The organism is Streptomyces sp. NPDC025721 (assembly GCF_055558595.1).
Genome location: NZ_JBVHMF010000002.1, coordinates 496558 through 518241, shown reverse-complemented (window position 1 = coordinate 518241; position 21684 = coordinate 496558). Strand labels below are relative to the sequence as shown.

The window sequence follows — 21684 nt, the reverse complement described above, 5'->3', positions numbered from 1 at the left end:
CCTCGTCGTGTGAGTCCGCTCACCGCCGACGACGCCCCGCCGGGCGAGTGACCTGGCGGGGCGCCGTGCTGCCGGAGTGAGGCTTTCATGCGAGATTGACCGAGTGGTCACCGACTGGTAACACGTTGTGGCGACCCTGGTGTCACGCACGGGGCTCTTCGAGTCACCGGCGCTGCCCGCACCACGCGCGTCATCACGTACCGCCCCGCACCTTCCTGCTCCCAGCTCTCAGCTCTCAGCCGCATATGAGGGGGACGCCATGCCGTCCGAGTCCGTGCACATCCGTCCGGCCGTGGCGCTGCGCGCCGTGGAGTCCTTTCTGCTGCGCGGCGGGCAGCAGACAGCCCGCCGTAACGCCTGGGCAGCCGTCGTCGAGGACCGCCGCAGGGCCCGGGACCGGCGGGAGGCGCAGCACGAGATGGACGCCCTTGTGAGCGCCGCACGGGGAAGCGCCCTCAACGACTGAGCGGGCACCCCCCTCGCGTATCCTGAGCGGCATGGCGAGGAAGGAAACACCCGAGAACCCCGAGAATTCTGGACGACTGAAGCAGATCGTCCAGACCTACAAGATGACCAGGCAGGCCGACCCCAAGGTCGGGCTTGTCGTTGCGGCTGTGGGAATCGTCACCTTCGGTGTCATCCTCGCCCTCGGCTTCTTGATCGGTCACCCCATCTACGCAGGCATCCTTGGCTTCCTGCTGGCCTTCCTCGCGATGGCGGTCATCTTCGGCCGCCGGGCCGAGAAGGCCGCGTTCGGGCAGCTCGAAGGCAAGCCGGGCGCCGCCGCGGCCGTTCTGCAGAATGTCGGACGCGGCTGGACCGTCACCCCGGCCGTCGCGATGAACAAGAGCCAGGACGTGGTGCACCGCGCCGTCGGCAAGGCCGGTGTCGTCCTGATCGGTGAAGGCAACCCGAACCGCGTGAAGGGCCTGCTGGCCGCCGAGAAGAAGAAGGTCAACCGGGTCGTCTTCGACGTGCCGGTGCACGACTTCATCGTCGGCAACGGCCCGGACGAGCTGTCGCTGAAGAAGGTGCGCACCACGCTGCTGAAGCTGCCGCGCGTGCTGTCCGGCCCGAAGACGACCGAGGTGAACGACCGGCTGCGGGCGCTCGGGGATCTGATGAGCAACATGCCGATCCCGAAGGGCCCGATGCCCAAGGGGATGCGGATGCCGAAGGGCCGCTAGGCGGTCGGGGCACGGAGGTCGTTGTACGAAGGGGGTCCGGGGACGCTGTCCCCGGACCCCCTTTTCTGTGTCTTCTTCTGCGTCCCGGCTGGGTCAGATCCGTACCTGTACGGACTTGGCAGCCTTGTCGTGCAGGCCGCGGGTATCGCGGTCCCAGATGACGGCGGGGACGACGAGCAGCAGCAGCGCCGTACGGATGACGACGGCGACGGCTCCCAGACGGCCGCCGTCGAGGCGTACAACGCGCAGGCCCATCAGCCGCTTGCCCAAGGTGGTGCCGACGGTCAGCAGCAGGACGACGCTGACCACGCCGAAGACGACGAGTGTCCAGGTATTGGACTTGCCGGCGTCACGGTGCGCGATCAGGCCGTATGCGATCAGCAGGCAGAGGAACCAGTCGATGAAGAGCGCCACGACGCGGCGCCCCACCGGCGCGATGGAACCCGGCCCGTTCTCCGGCAGTCCGAGGCGCTGCCCGCGGTAGCCGAACTCCACGCCCATCTGCTCGGCGGCGGCACCCGGGCCCGACAGCCACGATCCGATTGCATCCCTGTTGTCCACCCGACCACGGTAACCCGGCGCCGTCCGCGGCCCTACAGCGCGGTCGCGGACGGGGCCTCCCGGACGCCCACCCGTACGGCGCTGCCCGGGTGCCGCCCCGGCGTCGCGGTTAACGCCTCGGAAACAAATGGGTCATGCTGGAGAAATCCCTGATCCCTATGGTCGGGGCAGTGTGCGCCACCGCACTGGCGCGCCTCGAGTTGCCAACCCGACCCGTGGGGCCGGGCCTAGGAGGAGTGGGATGTTCCAGAACGCCGACGACGTCAACCGGTTCATTACGGACGAGGACGTCAAGTTCGTCGACGTCCGGTTCTGTGACCTGCCCGGCGTCATGCAGCACTTCACGGTCCCGGTCTCGACGTTCGACCCGACCGATGAGCTTGCTTTCGACGGCTCGTCGATCCGCGGCTTCCAGGCCATCCACGAGTCGGACATGGCGCTGCGCGCCGACCTCTCGACGGCCCGCGTGGACCCGTTCCGCCGGGACAAGACGCTCAACATCAACTTCTTCATCCACGACCCGATCACCGGCGAGGCGTACAGCCGTGACCCGCGGAACGTGGCGAAGAAGGCCGAGGCGTACCTCGCCTCCACCGGCGTCGCCGACACCGCGTACTTCGGCCCCGAGGCCGAGTTCTACGTCTTCGACAGCGTCCGCTTCCAGACGTCGGCGAACGAGTCCTTCTACCACATCGACTCCGAGGCCGCGGCCTGGAACACCGGTGCGGTCGAGGACAACCGCGGCTACAAGGTCCGTTACAAGGGCGGCTACTTCCCGGCCCCGCCGGTCGACCACTTCGCCGACCTGCGCGCCGAGATCTCCCTCCAGTTGGAGGCCTCCGGCCTCCAGGTCGAGCGCCAGCACCACGAGGTGGGCACCGCGGGCCAGGCGGAGATCAACTACAAGTTCAACACGCTGCTCGCCGCGGCCGACGACCTGATGCTCTTCAAGTACATCGTGAAGAACGTCGCGTGGCGCAACAACAAGACCGCGACCTTCATGCCCAAGCCGATCTTCGGTGACAACGGCTCCGGCATGCACGTCCACCAGTCGCTGTGGCAGGGCGGCACGCCGCTCTTCTACGACGAGCAGGGTTACGCGGGCCTGTCCGACATCGCCCGCTACTACATCGGCGGCATCCTCAAGCACGCGCCGTCGCTGCTCGCCTTCACCAACCCGACGGTGAACTCGTACCACCGCCTGGTCCCCGGCTTCGAGGCCCCGGTCAACCTGGTCTACTCGCAGCGCAACCGGTCCGCCGCGATGCGCATCCCGATCACGGGTTCCAACCCGAAGGCCAAGCGCGTCGAGTTCCGCGCCCCGGACCCGTCCTCGAACCCGTACCTCGCCTTCTCCGCCCTCCTCCTCGCGGGCCTCGACGGCGTCAAGAACAAGATCGAGCCCGCCGAGCCGATCGACAAGGACCTCTACGAGCTCGCCCCCGAGGAGCACGCGGGCGTCCCCCAGGTCCCCACCTCCCTCCCCGCCGTCCTCGACGCCCTCGAGGCCGACAACGAGTACCTCCAGGCCGGCGGCGTCTTCACCTCCGACCTGATCGACACCTGGATCGACTACAAGCGCACCGCCGAAATCGCCCCGATCCAGCTCCGCCCGCACCCCCACGAGTTCGAGCTGTACTTCGACATCTAAGCCCGGGCTGCCGCCCCGTGCGGCAACCCCCACCAGATGCACCGGAGCCCCGCCACCTCCCTCCCGGAGCGTGACGGGGCTCCCTCGCGTCGGCGGTGGGATCGATCCCCGGGACAGCTCCCGTCAGGCCGGAGAAGGCCAGCTGGCTGCGAGGATGACGTCCGCGTGGGCATCGGGCCGCGCTGCCCGTGGTCGTGGTCGGCCGGGTGGCTTCTGCTGATGGTGGTGTGTGCGAGGGGCGTCGGTTATTCGCCGGTGGCGCCGTCGATGGCCTCGCGGAGGAGATCGGCGTGGCCGAGGTGGCGGGCGTACTCCTCGATCACGTGCTCGAGGACGAAGCGCACGTCGGTGGCGCCGAATTCCGGGTTCGGCATGATGCGGGTGAGGTCGGCGGTCACCTTCGTGAAGAGCTGCCGCGACTCCTCGCACGACGTCAGGTAGTCCTCGTAGACGTCCTCGGCGGACGTGGCGTCCGACTCGTCGTACCACTCGTCGCCGTCGGGGGTGGTGTAGGTCCGGTAGGGGAAGAAGCGAGGCACGGTGTCGGCCAAGGTCCGCTGGAACCAGGCACGTTCGACTCCTTGCAGGTGGCGCATGAGTCCCAGCAGCGTCAACGCCGAGGATCGCAGCGGGCGTTGGCGCAGTTGGGCGTCCGTGAGGCCCTCGCACTTCCACAGGAAGGTCGCCCGGTGGTAGTCGAGATTCGAGGCGATCACCTCCAGCCAGGAGCCTGACAGCACGCGGTCGGGCCGGACGATGTTCTGCACCACGATGTCGCTCACGCTGGGGTCTCCCTACCGGTCGTGCTCGGCCGAGTTCGTACGTCCCCAGGAAGACCTCACCGCGTGCCGGAACTCATCGCCCGCCCGCGATTCGAGGAGAGGCGGCCAGGAGCGCGCCGCCGATCTCCACCGCGAGACCGGCGGAAGGCTCAGTCCGCGTCCGTGTCCGCTGTTTCGCTGGGCGTCGGCGGCTTCTTCTCGTCGACGGCTTCGCTGTATGAGGCCAGTACCTCGTCCATCACCTCGTCCTCCAGGGTCTCCCTCTGGTAGAGCGTCTTGTCCTCGGCGGGGGTGGTGCCCGGCTCATCCGTCATGACCTTCGCATGTCCGCGACGACGAGGTTGATACCGACCAAGGTCGCCTCCGATCCGCGGGAGACGCTTCGTAGGGGGCTCCCCACGCCGCAGGACACGGTCCGTGGCGGCGGGGTGGGGTTGGGGGGAAGGCGGGCGAGGGGGTGTATACCGTGTATACGATGGGGTGGGGCTTCTGGCCCATGGGTTTGAACTGATGACGGAAGGCAGGCACGTCAGCATGCTCACCACGGATTCCATTCTCGGATCGGCCACATGGATCGACATCGCGGCGAAGGACACGGTGGCCGCGGCCGGGTTCTACGGGGCGGTGTTCGACTGGACGTTCCACCCGGCGGGGCCTGACGCCGGGAGTTACGGGACCTTGCAGAAGGACGGGAAGATCGTGGCGGCGCTGGGGCCGCTGGTGGACGAGGGGGCGACCCCGGCGTGGACGGTGTACTTCGAGACGCCGGACGTGGAGGCCACCGCGAAGGCGGTCGCGCAGGCCGGTGGGGCGGTGCGGGCCGAGCCGTTCGACGCGCGGGACGCGGCGCGGATGGCGGCGGTCACCGATCCGGGCGGGGCGGAATTCGCGCTCTTCCAGCCGAAGGCCCTGAAGGGTCTGGAGACCACGTCGGTGTACGGGTCGCTGGGGTGGGTCGAGCTCCAGACGGCGGACCCGGCCGCGGCGCTGGAGTTCTACCGCGGGCTGTTCGGCTGGCGGGGGGCGGACACGCAGGTGGGTGACGCGCCGTACACGTTCGTCTCGACCTCGGAGGGCGACCAGGGGAACACGGCCTTCGGCGGCATCACGGCCGCGCAGGAGGGTGTGAGCCCGCGCTGGGTGCCGTACTTCGACGTGGCGGACGCGGACGACATCGTCACCCGCGTCCAGGGCGCGGGCGGGACGGTGCTGGTGCCGACCGTGGACGTGCCGGGCATCGGCCGGATCGCCTGGTTCGCCGACCCCTCGGGCGCGACCTTCGCCGTACTCCAGCCCGCCTGATCGCGGCTGTCCCGCGCCGCCCCGGGGCCGTACGCCCCGGGGCGGCGGTCTGTCCGGGGCGGGTCGGGCGGCGGCAGGGCAGACTGGGGGTATGCCTGAATTGCCGGAGGTCGAGTCCCTGAGCAGGTTCCTGGCCGAGCAGCTGGTCGGCCGTACGGTCGAGCGGGTGTACCCGGTCGCCGTGCACGCGCTCAAGACGTACGACCCGCCGATCGGAGCGCTGGAGGGGCGGACCTTCGACGCCGTGGGGCGGCACGGGAAATTCCTCGACCTCACGGCCGGGGAGCTGCACCTCGTGGTCCACCTGGCGCGGGCCGGGTGGGTGCGGTGGACGGAGAAGATGGCGGACGCGCCGCCGCGCCCCGGCAAGGGACCGCTGGCACTGCGCGTACGGCTCACCCCGGTAGCGGGAAACGGGGCCGGGGACGGGGCCGGAAGCGACACCGAAACCGGCACCGGAAGCGGGGCCGGAACGACCGGCGGCGAGGGAACCGGCTTCGACGTCACCGAGGCCGGCACCCAGAAGGGCCTCGCGGTCTACGTCGTACGGGACCCGCTGGACGTTCCGGGCGTCGCGCGCCTCGGCCCCGACCCCTTCGCCGCCGACTTCACCCTCGCGGCCTTCACCGAACTGCTGGCGGGCAAGCGCAGCCAGATCAAGGGCGTGCTGCGCGACCAGAGCGTGATCGCCGGGATCGGGAACGCGTACTCCGACGAGATCCTGCACGCGGCGCGCATGTCGCCGTACAAGCTGGCCGCCACGCTCACCGAGGACGAGGTGGCCACGCTCTACGACGCGGTCGGTACGACGCTGGCCGACGCCGTCGAGCGGTCGCGCGGGCTGCCGCTGCGCGATCTGAAGTCGGAGAAGAAGAGCGGGCTGCGGGTGCACGGGCGCAAGGGCGAGCCGTGTCCGGTGTGCGGGGACACGATCCGCGAGGTGTCCTTCAGCAACTCGGCGATGCAGTACTGCCCGACGTGCCAGACGGGTGGCAAGCCGCTGGCGGACCGGCGGATGTCCCGGCTGCTCAAGTAGGCGCACACGCGAGCTCGCGCGACCACTCCACCAGTCGCTCAGGCAGGCGCTCAAACAGGCGCTCAGGCAGCCGCTCAGGCAGGCGCTCAGGCAGGCGCTCAAACAGGCGCACAAACAGGCGCTCAAGCGCTTGCCCGCGCGGCTGCCCAAGCGGCCCGTCAACTGGTGCCGCACGGGCCCGCGTCGAGGTCTCGCCCGCTCAAGTGCGGTACGCCCTGCTCCGGTTCGGCGGACGCAGGGGTTCCGAGTTGGTTGACCGGTGACGTTAACCGTTGGTAGCGTAATGAGGCAAAAATGTGATCACCTGCTACCGGGCGTGGGCTCCTGCCATGCCAGGTGGATACCAGGGGAGTACCAGGTGTGATCGAACGCGATGGGGAACGCTCAGGCCCGTAAGTGCTCCCGCAGTCGCCCTCGTTGGCCATTTTCGGCCGGTCGGGGTGGCGTCGCGTTGTGGAAAGGCGCCCGCTCGGGGGCAGGCCGCCGATGTGGTTCTTACTCGGAAGAGACACGGGCGGATTTATGACTTCGGAAATTCTCCACCATTCGCGTCGCATGCCGTTTCCCGCGCGGCTCCGCGTGGTGTTGTTCATGGAGGACCAGATCCTGCGCCTCGGGGTGCAGGCGATCATGTCGGGTCTCGCGACCGGTGTGGAGACGTACTTCGCGGCGAACGAGTTCGACTTCATCGGCAAGGTGCGCGAACACGCCCCCGACGTGGCGGTGTTGACCGCGACCAACCGGCGGCTGTGGACGGTCGTCGGGGAAGCCGGGAGGGCCGGGGCGACCGGAAGGGTCGGGGCCGCCGGGGGTGTCGGGAGCGCCGGGGGCGAGAACCCGTCGCCACGGCTGCTGTTGGTGATCGAGCAGCATCAGACGGGGGACCTGGCGGGGCTGCCCGCCGACGGTTATCTGATCCGGCAGGACCTGTCGGCGGCCGGAATGGCCCGCGCCCTCGACCAGTTGGCGGCCGGGGAGATGGCGATTCCGGTGGAGCTGGGCCGCAGCCTCATCCAACAGGCGGCGGCAGCGGCCCCGGTGAAGCGGCGCGGGGCGCTGACGTCACGTGAGAACGAGACGCTGGTGCTGCTGGTGCGCGGCCTGAGCAACAAGCAGATCGGCAGGCGCCTGTTGATCTCCGAGCACGGCGCCAAACGGCTGGTGAGCAGCGTCCTGCTGAAGCTCGACGCCACGAACCGGACCAGCGCCGTCGTCAAGGCGATCAGGATGGGGCTGGTCGACGAGGCGACGCTGGCGGACACCGCGAACTGACGGCTGCGCCCGCCCGCGTGAGACGTGAGCCCGTACGGACAGGGGCCGTACGGGCGCGGGCGGCACTACGGCCACAGGCGGCGCGGGCGCGGGCCGTACGAGCGGAGACGGCACCAGCACCGGCACCGGCACCGGCACCGACCAAACGAGCGGCGGCCGTACGCGCCCACCTCGCCCGGCCGCAGGCCCCAACGGCTCACCTCACGCGCCCGCCGCGAACACCCGCGTAAATTCCGTTGAACATTCGGCGTACGAGGCGGCCAACCTCGCCGTAACGCGCGGGCGCGCGGCTAGTGTCAGCGGCCGTGACCTCCGTTCCCGACATCGACGACGGCGCCGGAACCTCCGCGCGGCCGGCCCCCGGAACCGACCGGGCGCCGGGCCTGGACGCCCGCCCGGAAGCGGTCCCGACGCCCCGCGGCCCCGACGCAGGCGACCGCGAAGGCGACCACGACCGCACGACCACCCCGTACCCCCTCCCCGTCCGCCTCGCCGCGGCCCTCCTCGGCCTCGCCGCCGTCGCCGCCATGTGCTGGAGCGGGCTCAACCACGATGTGCGGTACGTCCTCGGCGGCATGCGGGCGAGCGGGCGCGGCGGGATTCCGGCGTCCGGCACCTTCGTGCACCGGCCGCTCGCGTACCGCTGGCCGCTGTCGTGGCTCGACCACCTCACCGCCGGGCCGGTCGCCGTGCGCGAGGCGTCGATACGGCTGCTGGTGATCGTCGTCGCGGCGGCCGTCGTGTGGTGGCTGCGCCAGGGCCTCGCCCGCCACCTGCCGCGCCGCGAGGCGAACGCGGTGGCGGGAGCCGTGGGGCTCGCGCTGCTCTTCGCGCCCGCCTGGGACTTCCTCCAGCCGGAGTGGGTGGCCGTGCTGTGCGCGGTGGCCGGTCTCGCCGCCGCGCTCGCGCCGCGCCGCGCCTGGGTGGCCGTCGGCCTCGGCGGCGTGCTGGTCGCGCTCGCGGTGCTCGTGAAGTACACGACCGCGCCCACGGCGCTGCTGCCGCTGGGCGCGCTCCTCGTCCTGGACCGGAGGCGCGGCTGGCTGACCACGGCAGCCGCCGCCGTCGCCGCCCCCGCGGGCTTCGCGCTGGCGATCCTCGTGCAGCCGCGCGAGTGGCGCTGGTTCAACGAACTGTCGGCGCTGAACCCCAACACCCCTTTGCAGAACGGCCTGCACTCCGCCGACGTGCACGCGCTGATCACCACGGTCGGCACCGAGGCGCTGATGAACCCGGTGGTGGCGCTGCTGCCCGCCGCCGTGGTGCTGCTCGCGCGCGGCAGCGCGTCCCGCGCCGCCCGCTGGGCGTGGCCGCTGCTGACGGCGGCCGGGGTCGCGGGCGTGCTGGCCGCGCTGGTGGTGCAGGGGCAGTGGTTCCAGTACCACCTGGCCGCGCTCCCGGTGCTGGCCGCCGCCCTGTGCGGTCTCGCCGTCGCCCGCCGCCCCGACCTGCCGCTGCTCGCCGGGGCCCTGCTGCTCGGCGTCGCCGTCCCCCTGATCGCCGGGCAGTCCTGGAACTGGCGGCACGCGCACGAGACGGCCGCGTACACGCTGGTCTCGGCGGTCGTCGTGGCGACGCTGCTCACGGCCTCACTGCACGGGCGAGCACGGGTACGGGGACGAGTACGGGCACGGGTACGCGGACAGGTGCCGGTACGCGCCCCCTCCCCCGGCCTCCTCCTCCGCTCCGTCCCGGCCCTCGCCCTGCTCCTCGCACTGGCGATCCCGGTGTGGCCGACGACGCCGTACTCGTACGACACCCGGCACTCGACCTTCACCTCGCTCGAACGCGCCGACACCCGGCACGAGTTGACCCGGTGGCTGACCGGCGTCCGGCACCGTATCGGCGCGGACACCCCCGTCACGTACCTGGCGTTCGGCGACATCGGCTATCTGCTCGGCAACCCGACGCACTGCCGCTACCCGACGCCCGACTTCCTCCAACGCACGCGCTACGACCGGTCGATCACCAGTCAGGTCAGCTACCGCGAGAATCTGCGCTGCCTGAGCGACCCCGCCTCGCGCTACGCCGTGCTCGACACCTTCTGGTTCCCGCTGGGCCAGGTCGCGCCCGAGGCGGCGGACACGATCCGCGGCCGGTTCGACTGCCACCGGCCCGTCGCCGCCCTGCCCGCCTACCACTTGGTGATCTGCCCGCGCCGCTGACCCGCTGTCGGCGGCCCGGACCGGGGGTTGTCCCCACCGGGCGTTCGGGTGACAGCTCCATCGATCATGGTGCGCGGCGCGGGTTGGATGGACGCAGTCCGCACGGGGCGGGCCCGGGTCGTCCAACGGGGAGCCGTCATGAAGTCGTTGTCGGGGAAGCGCACGATCGTGGCGGCGTGGTCGGTGGCACTGGCCGCGTCCGCGCTGGCGGCGGTGCCCGCGCACGGCTCGGGCGGCCGACACCACTACGGGCAGCGGGACTTGCGCGGCGACCTCGCCGCGGTGCGGGCCGCGGGGGACGGCCAGGTCAATGTCGTGGCGCGGGTCGACACCCCGGACGGGCCGCTGCGGGCGCGGTTCGGCACGGCGGGACGCGGCTCCAAGGAACCCGTCCCGTGGGAGCCGGAGTTCCGCGCGGCGAGCACCACCAAGACCTTCACGGCGGTCGTGGTGCTCCAACTGGCCGCCGAGGGCAAGCTGTCGCTGGACGACACCGTCGAGCACTGGCTGCCCGGCGTGGTGCGCGGCCACGGCAACGACGGCTCGCGGATCACGGTGCGGGATCTGCTGCGGCAGACCAGCGGGCTCTACGACTACGTGGCCGACCCGTCCGTCCAGGACCGGCTCTTCCACCACTTCGACGAGAACCGCTACGACGTGACGCCCGCCCCGCGGCTCGTCGCCCTCGCGATGAGCCACCCGCCGCTGTTCACACCGGGACCGGCGGGTACGGCCCGGCAGTGGGCGTACTCCAACACCAACTACCTGCTGGCCGCGATGATCGCGGAGAAGGCGAACGACAGGGCGGAGCGGACGGCGGGCGGATCGGGCGCCACCTGGCGGGAGTTGGTCGAGCACCGCGTCATCGCGAAGCTGGGGCTGCGGCACACGTACATCCCCGGCGACAATCCGTTCCTGGTCGGGCCGCACGAGCGGGTGACCGTGGACGCTCCCGGCGGCGGGGTGCTCGACGCGACCGAGCTGAGCTTCCAGCACACGGCGGACTCCGGGGTGGTGAGCACGCCGGGCGACCTCAACACCTTCTTCCGGGCGCTCGCGACCGGCGACCTGCTGCCCGCCGAGCAGTGGCGGGAAATGCGCGAGACGGTGCCGTACGACGATCTGCCGGTACCGCCGTCCGGCAGGCAGGGCGGTTACGGGCTCGGGCTGCGCGTGGTCCCGCTGAGCTGCGGCGGCGTCTCCTACCTGCACGAGGGCGACGGTTTCGGCGTGTACACCCGGCCCGCCGTGAGCGCCGACGGCCGCCGCGCGGTGACGGTGTCGGTGACCACCACCACCGCGCTGATCGACCAGGACAAGGTCAATCGCGCGGTGGAGGCGCTCACCGACGACGCGCTGTGCGACCGTCAGGCGCCGTGACCCGCGCCGACAGCATCACGAACGGCGCGGGTCGCACTCCGGTCAGGCGCTGTAGACCTCCAGTTCGGAGAGCTGCCCGGCGGGCCAGCCGGTGTTGGCGGTGAAGTTCAGCCGCACGTAGCGCGCGGTGACCGCCGACGGCAGGTTGATCGTCACGGAGTTCCCCGACGCGGGGTTGAACGTGTAGTTCTGCGCGGGGATCTGGGTGGTCAGCGGGACGCTGGGGCCGGCCTGTACGGAGATGGTCTGGGAGCGGGTGCTCCAGGCGGTGGGCGGCGGCAGCTTGAGCACCAGCCGCTTGACGGTGGTGGTGAGGCCGAGGTCGACCTGGATCCACTGCGGGAAGGCGTTGTTGTTGCTCTCCCAGTACGAGTTGGGGTCGCCGTCGACCACGTTGCCCGAGCCGTAGACCTGGGTGTGGCTGCTCTCCGAAGTGGCCTTCCCCAGGGCGAGGTTGGTGCCCGGCGGCACGGTCGTCGCGTCGGTGGTGACGCTGACCTGGTTGGACGCGGGCGACACGTTGCCCGCCGCGTCGACGGCCTGGACGGTGAAGGTGTAGGCGGTGGACGGGCTGAGCCCGGTGACGGTGGCGGTCGTGGCGTTGCCCGCCGCGCTGCCCGCCTGGGTGCTGGTGGAGCCGGTGACCCGCATGATCCGGTAGCCGGTGACGCCGACGTTGTCGGTCGAGGCGGTCCAGGCCAGCGCGGTGGTGGTGTCGGTGTGCCCGGTGACGTGCAGCGTGCCGGGCGCGGTCGGCGGTACGGTGTCGCCGCCGCCGGAGACCAGCGGCTGGGTGGGGCGGACCGCGGTGAGGGCGATCTGGCCCTTGAGCATCTTGCCGCCGTCGCCGGTCAGCCGCAGGTAGTAGTCCGACGAGCAGGCCGTACCGTCCTCGTCCAGCGCCAGGAAGCCGGAGTTGGTGGGCGTCCACGCCTGGGACTCGGCGGTCTTGGCGATCTGGTTGCCCTCGTTGTACTCGTCGAACATCGAGATGTAGATGCCCTGCACCCCGGCCCGGCAGACGTTGTAGAACTGCCGCCACATGAAGTCGCCGTGCGCGCGCTGCCGTCCGGAGACGTCACCGGGCAGGACGCACGGCTGGTAGTCGATGCCGTGCGCGGCGCAGTCGGCCTCGTCGCCGACGGTGTAGGTGTTGTAGGCGTTGTCGGAGTCGCCCGCGTTGCCGATCGCGCCGACCATCCACGGCGAGATCATGTTGAACGCGTGGTAGACGTCCGAGTAGCCGGTACGGGTGCCCGCGCCGCCGGTGCGCCACTCGCGCGGCACCCCGCCGATGACGTAACAGCCCTGTCCCTTGAACCAGTTGATGACGTCGATGCAGGCGTCGGTGCTGAACGGGTGGTTGTTGTCGTTGAAGCCGAAGCCCCAGATGCAGACGACCGGCTTGCCGTTCTGCGTCGCGTACGCCGAGGAGGCCGTGTGGGCCTTCATCTTGTTGGTCCAGTCCGTCTTGATCTCGGACTGCATGTTCGTCCAGCCGGTGACGTCGTACATGATGTAGAACTTCCGGCTGTGCGACTCCGCGGCGCTGCGCACCTTGGTGGCCATCGCGTCGCGCGTCGGGCCTTCGCCGCCGGTGGGGTTGAAGCGCTGGAGCGCGGCGGTGTCGATGCCGTACTGCTGCATCCACTGGAAGTGCGTGTCGACGGTCTGCTGGTCGTAGGACGAGAAGAGCGTCGCGGGCTGGCCGTTGCCGAGGGCGGCGTATCCCGTCTGGTAGGTGTGGGTGTACTCGCGCATGTCCGGCCAGCTACTGATGCCGGTGTTGGACGGTGACGGGGTCTGGCCCCAGTTCTGCGTCCAGTGCCACCAGCCGTTGATCGGGGCGCCGTCGCCGATGCAGGCGAACCAGCCCTGATAGCCGACCGTGACCTTCCCGACCACGTCTCCCGGCCCGCTGGCCGCTGTCGCGCTGCCCGCGGCGGCGGTCTCCGCGACACCTAGGGTTCCTGCCGCAGTGGCCGCTATGGCGGCTTGCAGGAAGACCCGGCGTGTGACACCCATCTGGACTCCTCCGATCGGCTGTCAACTCCCGCCGCCCGCGCGGCCGTCGGGCACTCGGGTGAGTGCTCGGGCGAGTGCTCTGCGGCAGGGGCCGGAAGTCTGGTGCGGGGGATCGTAACGACAGGGTTACGTGAGCGCAATAGATCGCGCAGCAGGCGAAATAATTGACAGAGATGACGCAAGAACCGTTCTGTCGTGGTTTTCGGTGGTGCCGCGCGGGATGGGCGCAAAGGTTCACAAGATTGGAACCGGGATCTCAGCGGAATCCAAGAAACGATTCATACGGTCCTCCGCATGGATGACGAACAGACGTCCGGCGGAGCTGGGGGTGACGCCGGGAGCGGGGCCGGAGACGTGGCCGGAGACGTGGCCACGGACACAGCCTGGGACGATGCCGGGAACGAGACGGGGAGCGGGGCCGCCGCGCACTGGTGGACCCGGCGGCCCCTCGTGGTGTCCACCACGACACTCGCGGTGATCGCGGTGCTGACGCTGGCCACCGTCATCCAGTCGCCGTCCGCGCGGGCCGGGGCGGACGGAAAGGCGACCAGCGGCGCGACGGACAAGGCGTCCCCCTCCCCCGCCCCCACCACCGCGAAGCCCTTCACCCCGGCGCAGGCGCCCTCGACCGCCACGCCGCCGACCACCACTCCGCCGACCACCACGCCGCCCTCCCCCTCGGCCGCTCCCCCGCAGAAGACGACGGCCACGCCCGCGCGGGACACCCAGGCCGAACTGCGCGCGGCGATCAAGGCCCTGTCCGACACCGGCTCCGGGCACTTCTCGGTCGCCGTGACCGAACTGGGCGGGGACAGCGACGACAGCGGCAGCACGGTCGCCACGTACGACAGCGGCGACACGACCGCGTACGACACCGCGAGCATCGTCAAGGTCGACATCCTGGCGGCGCTGCTGCTCCGGCATCAGCGCGCGGGCACCCAACTGACCTCCGAGCAGCGCGACTTGGCCACCGACATGATCGAGCAGAGCGACAACGACGCGGCGCTCGCGCTGTGGGAGGCCATCGGCGGCGGCCCGGGGCTGGCGTCCGCCAACGCCTCGCTCAGCCTGAGCCACACCACCCCCGGCAGCGGCGAATTGTGGGGCCTGACCCAGACCACCGCCGCCGACCAGATCACCCTGCTGCGCGCGGTCTACGGCGACGGCGACGACTCCCCGCTCAGCGCCGCCTCACGCGACTACATCTCGGACCTGATGCACGCGGTCACCGCCGACCAGCGGTGGGGCGTGTCGGCCGCCGACTCCGACGGCGGCGACTACGCGCTCAAGAACGGCTGGCTGCCGCGGAGCGCCACCGGCCTGTGGGACGTCAACAGCATCGGGAAGGTCGAGCACGACGGCCATACGCTGCTGGTCGCGGTGCTCTCCGGCGGCCATGTGTCGGAGCAGGACGGGATCGCGCTGGTGGAGCGGGTCGCGGAGGCGGCGGCGAAGGCCGTGACGTAAGGAGAAGGCCCGTCCCGTAGGAAGCCAGGAAGCCGCCCAGGGGTGCCCGGGACTCCGGCGCTCAGCCCGCCGACCAGGCGATGACCGGCGGTACGACGCGGGCGCACAGCGGGTGCCCCTCGGGGTCGGTGAGACCGAGGCGCCCGGTGAGCCGCCCGGACCGTACGGCGGCGGCGAGCACGTCCGGCTCGACGGCTTCGAGCAGCAGCTTGGCGCGGCGGAACACCGCGAAGGCCCCGTCCGCGCCGACCCCGCCCCAGGACAGATAGACGAAGCGCCCGCCCGGCCCGCCCTGCACGTACGGGCCGGTCAGCTCGGCGCCGTCCGCGACCGTCCGCGCGACGCACTCCAGCGTCCATACGGCGCGGTCCGCGTCGCCGGGGGTCGGGTCGAGCAACTCCCCCGGTTTCGCGCGCCGTTGAACGGCGACGTGGATGTCCGTGTATCCGGGGAAGCCGGGGGCGGCGGCGCAGGCGCGACCGGGAAGGCCGGTGCCTTCGATGCGGAGCGTGACGGGCGTGGAGGTGCCGGGCGTCGCTGGGGCCATGCGGTCATTCTGGCATTCCGCGCATCCGACCGGACGGGTTTGTCAGTTTGGATTGACGCGACATCGCGCGTCAGCCTAGCCTGACACTTATGGATACCAACAGTGTCTCCGCGGCCGTGAACTCGGACGACCCCGCGGTCGGCCTGCGGGCCGTCGGCGCGCTGCACCGGCTCGCCGAACAGGTCGAGGCCGCGCATGTGGCGCTGGCCCGCCGGAAGGGCTGGTCGTGGGAGCAGATCGGCGACGCCCTCGGGGTGTCGCGTCAGTCGGTGCACGCGAAGTACGGAAAGTGAGGCCCCCGATGCCGGAGAACACCGCTCACGCCCGGTTCAAGCTCGTCATGGAACAGGCGGGCGAGGAGGCCGCCCGGCGCGGCGACCGCCGGATCGGCACCGATCACCTGCTGCTCGCGCTGCTCCGCGACGAATCCGCCCAGCCCGCCCGCGCCCTCGGCGTCACCCTCGCCGAGGGGCACGCCGCCCTCGAAGCCCTCGACCGGGCCGCCCTCGGCTCGCTCGGCATCCACCTCGACATCCCCCTCGCCCCGCCGCCGGTCCGCGGCCGGCGGCGTATCACCCTCAATTCGGCCGCCCGCGCGACCGTCGTCGCCGCCAAGCGCGAGGCCGAGCGCGAGCGGCGCGGACGCCGTATCGAGCCCCGCCATCTGCTGCTCGCGCTCCTGCCCGCCCCGCACCCCGACCCCGCCGCGACGCTGCTCAGCGCGCTGGACCTCGACCCGGCCACCGTCCGCGAACGCCTGGCGGGCTGCTGAGCCCACCGCCGCCGGGCGGTCCTACGCCTCCGCCGGAGCCAGATCGTGCGGCTCGATGCCCAGGACCCGGTGGAGTTCGCGCTCGCCGAGCGCCGTGACCTTCACCGCGCGGCCGGTGCCGATACGGGTGGCCCAGGCGCGGGTGAGGACGAGGCGGCAGAGTTCGGCGCCCGCGGTGCCGCCCAGGTGGGGGCGCCGCTCGGTCCAGTCGAGGCAGGGACGGGCCAGCGGGCGGCGGGACGAGGGCGGCCCGGACAGATCCGCGCCGAGGCCGGTGAACCAGGCCACGCCGTCGTCGGTGAGGGCGAAGCCGGTGTCCTGCCGGAGCAGGCCGTTGCCGGTCAGCGCGTCGGTGAGGGCCACGCCCAGCCGGCCGGCGAGGTGGTCGTAGCACGTACGGCCGCGCGCCATCGCCCGGCCCGCGCTGTGCGCCCGCAGCCCGGCGCCCGTGGTCCGGGGTACGGCGACGGCCACCCGTTCCGCCATGTCCTCGACGAATCGGGCCGCTTCGGGGCCGGCCAGGCGTACGTAACGGTGCCGCCCCTGGTGTTCGCGGGCCAGCAGCCCGCCGTCGACCAGGCGGGTCAGGTGCTCGCTCATGGTGGACGGCGCGACCCCGCAGTGCCGGGCCAGCTCCCCGCTGGTCCAGGCCCGCTTGTCCAGCAGCGCCAGGCAGACCGCGGCCCTGGTCTCGTCGGCCAGGAGCGCGGCGAGGGCCGCGAGCCGGGGGACGGCGGGGTCGGCAAGCGCGGGCGTACGGGGGTCGCCGGTCCTCGGCGCCCCCGGGGTCCTGGTGCGGGTGGTCATGTCCCCATCCTCACCCCGCGACGTTTCGGCGGCCACCGAAAGGCCGGGGGCGGGAGGGCGCGGGGTCCGAGGCGCTACGGGGACGGGCGTCGGCACGGGGACGGGCGTGGATACGGGGTTGGGCGTCGGTGCGGGGACGGGCGTCGCTACGGGAACGGGCGTCGGTACGGGGTTGGGCGTCGGTGCGGGTTCGACCGTCGGCGGGAACCGTCCTTCGGCCCCGAGCCCGGACCCGCGCAACGGACGGCGGGCCCGGGCTGGTTGGACCGGCTGCTCGTGTGACGAGGCGTCAGCCGGTGGGCGCGGCCACGTCGATGAGCACCTTGCCGATGACGCTGTCCTCCACCGCCTGGTGGGCTCGGGCCGTCTCGGCGAGCGGGAAGCGGTGGAAGGGCAGCCCGGCGTCGGGGCCCGCGTGGAGGGCGTCGTCGGCGACGGCGGCCGTGACCGCCGCGACGGCGTGGGCCTTGGCGGCGGGCGGGACCGTGTAGACCAGGACGCCCTGCCAGCGGAGGTTGAGCGCCATGGAGGGGCGGACCGGCACGGTGGCCGAGGCGTCGTCGTCGGCGTAGAAGGCGATGACGGCGTCGGGGGCGGCGACGGCCCGGTCGAGGGCGGCGTTGGCGGCCGGGGCGACCTCGACCACGATGTCGACGCCGTCCGGGGCGATCCGGCGGATCTCGGCGGCGGCGTCCTGGGCGCGGTAGTCCACGACGTGATGGGCTCCCGCGGCCCGCGCGAGGTCGCCCTTGGCGGGTCCGCTGACCGTGCTGACGACGGTGGCCCCGGCCCAGCGGGCGAGCTGGATCGCCGCGTTGCCGACGGCGCCCGCGCCGCCCGCGACCAGCACCGTACGTCCGTCGAGGGCGCCGGGGGCGAGCCGCTCGGGGCCGCCGTCCGCGACGGTGAGGGCGCGGTGCGCGGTGAGGGCGGGGATGCCGAGGCTCGCGCCGAGGTCGAAGGAGGCGTGGTCGGGCAGGGCGACGGCCTGGCCCGCGGGCAGCGCCACGTACTCCTGCGCGGTGCCGTCCGCGCGGCCGTACGCGGCCTCCCAGATCCAGACGCGCTCGCCGATCCGCGTCTCGGGGACGCCGGAGCCGACCGCGTCGATGACGCCGGAGCCGTCCTGGTGCGGCACCTGCGCCGAGGCGGGGGCGGTGTTGCGCCGCGACTTCCAGTCCGTCGGGTTGACGCCGGAGACGTGGACGCGGACCCGTACCTCGCCGGGTCCCGGCTCCGGGACCGGGCGCTCGGTGAGCGTGAGGACGTCGGGGCCGCCGTTGCTGGTGTAAGTGATCGCCTTCATGCCGCGTACAAGTGACGTGCCCGCCCGTTTCTTCCCCGTGGCCGGAATCCACTGGTCCATTTGATCCGCCCGCCGCGTAAATCCCGGTGCCCGCCGGGCGGCCGGGTGATCCTTGGCCGCAAAGCACCGGCCAGGCCGACTCTGGCCGGGACCACCGGCCGGGCTGCCCCCTGGCCGCGGCTATGAGGCGGCCGGGACATCCCCGGCCGCGACCACCGGCACGACCTGGAGCGCCCATGACCACTCCGGATTCCCCCGTCGACCGTACCGGCACCTTCTACGAGGCGGTCGGCGGCAGTGACGCGCTGCGCCGCCTCATCGACAGCTTCTACGAGCAGGTCCTCGTCGATCCGCTCCTCGCCCCGGTCTTCGTGCACTTCACCCGGGCCCATGTCGACCATGTCGTCGTCTGGCTCACGGAGGTATTCGGCGGCCCCGCCGAGTACACCGCCCGCCTCGGCGGCCACCAGGCCCTGCTCTCCCAGCACCTGGACCTGCGGATCACCGAGGAACAGCGGGCGCGCTGGGTGGAGTTGATGCTCGCGACCGCCGTGAAGGAGCTGCCCGCCGACGCGTTGCTGCGGCAGCGCTTCGCCGAGTACATCGAGTGGGGCACGCGGATCGCCATGTCGGTCTCCCACCAGGAGAGTTCCGATCTCGGCGACCCGGGTCCCGTACCGCACTGGGGCTGGGACGGGCTGGCGCGGTAGTCCGGGTATTCCGTGAGTAAAAATTCGTCGCCGACGACTCCAGCGGCCATATTCGGAATAGCCCCGTCCGAAATTCTCCCCGGCGGGAATCGGCAGGTGGACGTTTGCGCATTCACCGCTCAACCCCTTTACGGGGCGGCCGAGTTCGGAGTCGTAGCCCTTTTGGGCAGCTGTTCGCCCGGCGAGCGCGCTTGTTATGGTGCCGGGCATGAAAACCTCCGAAACGCTGACACCGTTACTGCTCGATCATTTCGGCCAGAACCAGCACGAGGAGAACGTCGAGCTGCGCGCGCTCGGCCCGGTGGCGCTGGTGGAACTGCCCGGCGGGGTACCGGCCTGGGCCGTCACGCACCACGAGACGCTGCGGCAACTGCTGGTCGACCCGCGGGTGTCGAAGGACCCGCGGCAGTGGCCGCGCAACACCGAGGGGCGGCTGCCCGAGGACTGGCCGCTGCTGAACTTCGTCAGCCTCCCCGGGATACTCACGCGGGACGGCGCCGAGCACCGGCGGCTGCGCGCGCTCGCGGGCCAGGCGATGACGCCCCGCCGAACGGCCGCGCTGCGCCCGCGGATCGAGGAGCTGGCGCACCGCCTGCTGGACGAAGCGGCTGCGCGCGGCGACGAGTTCGACCTGCGCGAGGATTACGCGCTCCCGCTGCCGGTCAAGGTGATCGCCGAACTGCTGGGCCTGCCGCCGATGGACGGCGAGCGGCTGCGTACGCTCTCCGACGCCGTGCTCAGCAGCCACCCCGCGGCCAAGGGCAACCAGACGCAGGAGGCCCAGGACCAGCTCCTGGTCCTGCTCGCCGAGGCGGCACAGGCCAAGCGCGAGAGCCCCGGCGACGACCTGACCAGCGCGCTGATCGCCGCCAGCGAGGAAGGCGACCGGCTGAGCGAGGACGAGGTCGTGGTCATCATGCTCACCGTGCTGGTGGGCGGCCACGAGACCACCGTCAACCTGATCACCAACGCGGTCAGGGCGCTGCTCGCCAACCCGGGACAACTGGCACGGGCCCGGTCCGGCGAGGTCTCCTGGGGCTCCGTCATCGAGGAAGTCGTGCGCTACGACTGCCCGGTCGGCCACTTCCCGCTGCGCTACGCCCTCGAGGACATCCCGGTCGGCGACGTGGTGATCCGGCGCGGCGAGGCCATGCTCGCCTCCTACGCCGCGGCCGGCCGTGACGACCAGCAGTTCCCCGACGCCGACAGCTTCGACGTCGCGCGCCCCAATTCCCGCCAGCTCTCCTTCGGCAACGGCCAGCACTTCTGCATTGGCGCCGGACTGGCGCGGCTGGAGGGCGAGATCGCGTTGAGCGTCCTGTTCGAGCACTTCCCGAAACTGCGGTTGTCACGGCCGTCGGGGTGCCCGGTGCGGTCGTTCATCATCAACAGCGCCAGCGAACTGTGGGTTTCCGGTTCGGGCTCGGGTTCTTGACTCCGGTTTCAGCTCGGGTTCTTAACTCCGGTTCCAGCTCGGGTTCCAGCTCGGACTCCGACTCCGGCGAATGGGCCGTAATTTCCTGGGCTCCGCTGACGCCTTCGGTGGACACGAGGGTTCACCTCTGCTCGTAAACTGAAGGCGTGGCATTCATGAGCACCCCGCACCGCTGCTTCCCGTGACCGGGAGCCTTCGAGGGCGATGCCGGACGGCGTCGCCCTCCTCGGCGTGCCCATAACGCCGCCTTCTGGCTCGTTCCGCCCGCGGAGCGGGAATCCGGGCGCGCGCGGGCGCGGTCCCTTCCCTTCACCGTTGCCAGGAGTGCTCTCCATGCCCGTGCCGCTTCCGCCTGCCCTCGCACAGATCCTCGACGTCCTGCGCTGCCCGATCTGCCGCGGCCCCCTCCGGCCGGACCGGGGCGCGTTGCGCTGCCCCGCGGGCCACACCTTCGACCTCGCCCGCCACGGCTACGTCGGCCTGCTGACCGGCACCCGCGCCGTCAGCGCCGACGACGCCGCCATGGCACAGGCCCGCGCCCGCTTCCTGGCCACCGGCGCCTACCTCCCCATCCGGCACGCCGTGGCCCGGCTGGCCGCCGACGCCGGGCCGGGCACCGTCCTGGACGTCGGCTGCGGCACGGGCTACTACCTGGCCGGCGTGCTCTCCCGGCTCACCGACGCCCGCGGCCTGGGGCTCGACGCCTCGGTACGCGCCCTGCGCTCGGCCGCCCGCGCCCACGAACGAGCCGCCGCGGCGAGTTGGGACGTCTCCCGCCGCTTCCCGGTCGCCGACCGCGCGGCCGACCTCGTACTGAACGTCTTCGCGCCGCGCAACCCGGCCGAATTCCGCCGGGTCCTGCGCCCGACGGGCCACCTGATCGTCGTCCGTCCGACCGACCGCCACCTGGCGGAACTGCGGCACCGCGTACGGGCCATGGTCACCGTCGACCCCGCCAAGGAACAACGCCTGCACCACGCCCTCGACCCCCACTTCATGGCCGCCAGGACCGAGCGGGTCGACTACCTCGCCCCGCTCACCGGGTCCGACGCCCTGGACCTGGTGGGCATGTCACCGAGCGCCCGCCACGTGAGCCGCGCGGACGCCGGGAGCGGCCCGCTGCCAGGTCACGTGACCGTCTCCGTCCTGGCCACCGCCTACCGGCCGCGGTGACCGTCCGGGGGGGGGGGGGGGGGGGGGGGGGGGGGGGGGGGGGGGGGGGGGGAGGGGGAGGGGGGGGGGGAGGGGGGGGGGGGGGGGGGGGGGGGGGGAGGGGGAG

At 71.8% G+C, this 21684-nt stretch carries 21 protein-coding genes; 14 read left to right on the top strand and 7 right to left on the bottom strand.

The features are described from left to right. Positions 1–259 precede the first annotated feature (259 nt). On the top strand, positions 260–466 hold the full coding sequence (locus tag ACZ4EF_RS06230; RefSeq protein WP_355334353.1) for an SCO2195 family GlnR-regulated protein: 207 nt from the start codon (positions 260–262) through the stop codon (positions 464–466). A 31-nt stretch (positions 467–497) separates the two neighbouring features. After that, a complete protein-coding gene (locus ACZ4EF_RS06225) occupies positions 498–1187 on the top strand; it encodes a DUF4191 domain-containing protein (RefSeq protein ID WP_355334356.1) in 690 nt (229 codons plus the stop codon). 93 nt (positions 1188–1280) lie between these two features. Here ACZ4EF_RS06225 and ACZ4EF_RS06220 read toward each other — a convergent pair whose 3' ends face one another. Beyond that, entirely contained in the window at positions 1281–1748 is a 468-nt protein-coding gene (locus ACZ4EF_RS06220) for an RDD family protein (protein WP_188283232.1), read from the bottom strand. A 241-nt stretch (positions 1749–1989) separates the two neighbouring features. Here ACZ4EF_RS06220 and glnA point away from each other — a divergent pair, with 241 nt between their 5' ends. Next, complete coding sequence (glnA, locus tag ACZ4EF_RS06215) at positions 1990–3399, top strand: type I glutamate--ammonia ligase (protein ID WP_188283233.1); 1410 nt, start codon at positions 1990–1992, stop codon at positions 3397–3399. A 245-nt stretch (positions 3400–3644) separates the two neighbouring features. Here the strand turns inward: glnA and ACZ4EF_RS06210 are convergent, their stop codons facing one another. Further along, a complete protein-coding gene (locus ACZ4EF_RS06210; protein WP_467503026.1) occupies positions 3645–4181 on the bottom strand; it encodes a DinB family protein in 537 nt (178 codons plus the stop codon). A gap of 149 nt (positions 4182–4330) precedes the next feature. Beyond that, entirely contained in the window at positions 4331–4495 is a 165-nt protein-coding gene (locus ACZ4EF_RS06205) for a hypothetical protein (RefSeq protein WP_391043825.1), read from the bottom strand. Positions 4496–4691: 196 nt separating this feature from the next. Between ACZ4EF_RS06205 and ACZ4EF_RS06200 the strand changes: the two genes are divergently transcribed. From ACZ4EF_RS06200 to ACZ4EF_RS06180, 5 genes are all read left to right on the top strand, one after another. Further along, positions 4692–5483, top strand: coding sequence for a VOC family protein (locus tag ACZ4EF_RS06200; protein ID WP_355334365.1), 792 nt, complete (start codon positions 4692–4694; stop codon positions 5481–5483). Between the two features lie 91 nt (positions 5484–5574). Beyond that, the gene (locus ACZ4EF_RS06195) at positions 5575–6519 is read left to right on the top strand and encodes an Fpg/Nei family DNA glycosylase (protein ID WP_401303900.1); all 945 of its coding nucleotides are present in this window, start codon (positions 5575–5577) and stop codon (positions 6517–6519) included. A 591-nt stretch (positions 6520–7110) separates the two neighbouring features. Further along, positions 7111–7791 (top strand): response regulator transcription factor, encoded by a 681-nt coding sequence (locus ACZ4EF_RS06190; RefSeq protein ID WP_401714802.1) that lies wholly within the window; start codon positions 7111–7113, stop codon positions 7789–7791. A gap of 305 nt (positions 7792–8096) precedes the next feature. Next, on the top strand, positions 8097–9956 hold the full coding sequence (locus ACZ4EF_RS06185) for a hypothetical protein (RefSeq protein ID WP_467503023.1): 1860 nt from the start codon (positions 8097–8099) through the stop codon (positions 9954–9956). Positions 9957–10094: 138 nt separating this feature from the next. After that, positions 10095–11336: a serine hydrolase domain-containing protein gene (locus ACZ4EF_RS06180; RefSeq protein WP_467503021.1), complete on the top strand. Its 1242-nt coding sequence runs from the start codon at positions 10095–10097 to the stop codon at positions 11334–11336. A 42-nt stretch (positions 11337–11378) separates the two neighbouring features. Here ACZ4EF_RS06180 and ACZ4EF_RS06175 read toward each other — a convergent pair whose 3' ends face one another. Then, the gene (locus ACZ4EF_RS06175) at positions 11379–13361 is read right to left on the bottom strand and encodes a galactose-binding domain-containing protein (protein ID WP_467503019.1); all 1983 of its coding nucleotides are present in this window, start codon (positions 13359–13361) and stop codon (positions 11379–11381) included. Between the two features lie 294 nt (positions 13362–13655). On the opposite strand from ACZ4EF_RS06175, the gene ACZ4EF_RS06170 reads away from it, so the two are divergent. Continuing rightward, positions 13656–14828 (top strand): serine hydrolase, encoded by a 1173-nt coding sequence (locus tag ACZ4EF_RS06170; protein WP_467503017.1) that lies wholly within the window; start codon positions 13656–13658, stop codon positions 14826–14828. Between the two features lie 61 nt (positions 14829–14889). Here ACZ4EF_RS06170 and ACZ4EF_RS06165 read toward each other — a convergent pair whose 3' ends face one another. Then, positions 14890–15375, bottom strand: coding sequence for a DUF5990 family protein (locus ACZ4EF_RS06165; RefSeq protein ID WP_467503015.1), 486 nt, complete (start codon positions 15373–15375; stop codon positions 14890–14892). Between the two features lie 89 nt (positions 15376–15464). On the opposite strand from ACZ4EF_RS06165, the gene ACZ4EF_RS06160 reads away from it, so the two are divergent. Next, entirely contained in the window at positions 15465–15668 is a 204-nt protein-coding gene (locus ACZ4EF_RS06160) for a helix-turn-helix domain-containing protein (protein ID WP_355334380.1), read from the top strand. Between the two features lie 8 nt (positions 15669–15676). Further along, positions 15677–16147, top strand: a complete 471-nt coding sequence (locus tag ACZ4EF_RS06155; RefSeq protein WP_355334382.1) for a Clp protease N-terminal domain-containing protein — start codon at positions 15677–15679, stop codon at positions 16145–16147. A gap of 21 nt (positions 16148–16168) precedes the next feature. Here the strand turns inward: ACZ4EF_RS06155 and ACZ4EF_RS06150 are convergent, their stop codons facing one another. Beyond that, positions 16169–16954 (bottom strand): ArsR/SmtB family transcription factor, encoded by a 786-nt coding sequence (locus ACZ4EF_RS06150; protein WP_467503012.1) that lies wholly within the window; start codon positions 16952–16954, stop codon positions 16169–16171. Between the two features lie 289 nt (positions 16955–17243). After that, complete coding sequence (locus tag ACZ4EF_RS06145; protein ID WP_467503010.1) at positions 17244–18260, bottom strand: NADPH:quinone reductase; 1017 nt, start codon at positions 18258–18260, stop codon at positions 17244–17246. Positions 18261–18496: 236 nt separating this feature from the next. Here ACZ4EF_RS06145 and ACZ4EF_RS06140 point away from each other — a divergent pair, with 236 nt between their 5' ends. The 3 genes from ACZ4EF_RS06140 to ACZ4EF_RS06130 all read left to right on the top strand — a co-directional run bounded on the left by ACZ4EF_RS06140 (position 18497) and on the right by ACZ4EF_RS06130 (position 21578). Then, positions 18497–18970 (top strand): group II truncated hemoglobin, encoded by a 474-nt coding sequence (locus tag ACZ4EF_RS06140; RefSeq protein WP_355334388.1) that lies wholly within the window; start codon positions 18497–18499, stop codon positions 18968–18970. Positions 18971–19178: 208 nt separating this feature from the next. Continuing rightward, entirely contained in the window at positions 19179–20405 is a 1227-nt protein-coding gene (locus ACZ4EF_RS06135; RefSeq protein WP_402712169.1) for a cytochrome P450 family protein, read from the top strand. A 333-nt stretch (positions 20406–20738) separates the two neighbouring features. Further along, the gene (locus ACZ4EF_RS06130; protein WP_467503008.1) at positions 20739–21578 is read left to right on the top strand and encodes a putative RNA methyltransferase; all 840 of its coding nucleotides are present in this window, start codon (positions 20739–20741) and stop codon (positions 21576–21578) included. The last annotated feature ends 106 nt before the right edge of the window (positions 21579–21684 follow it).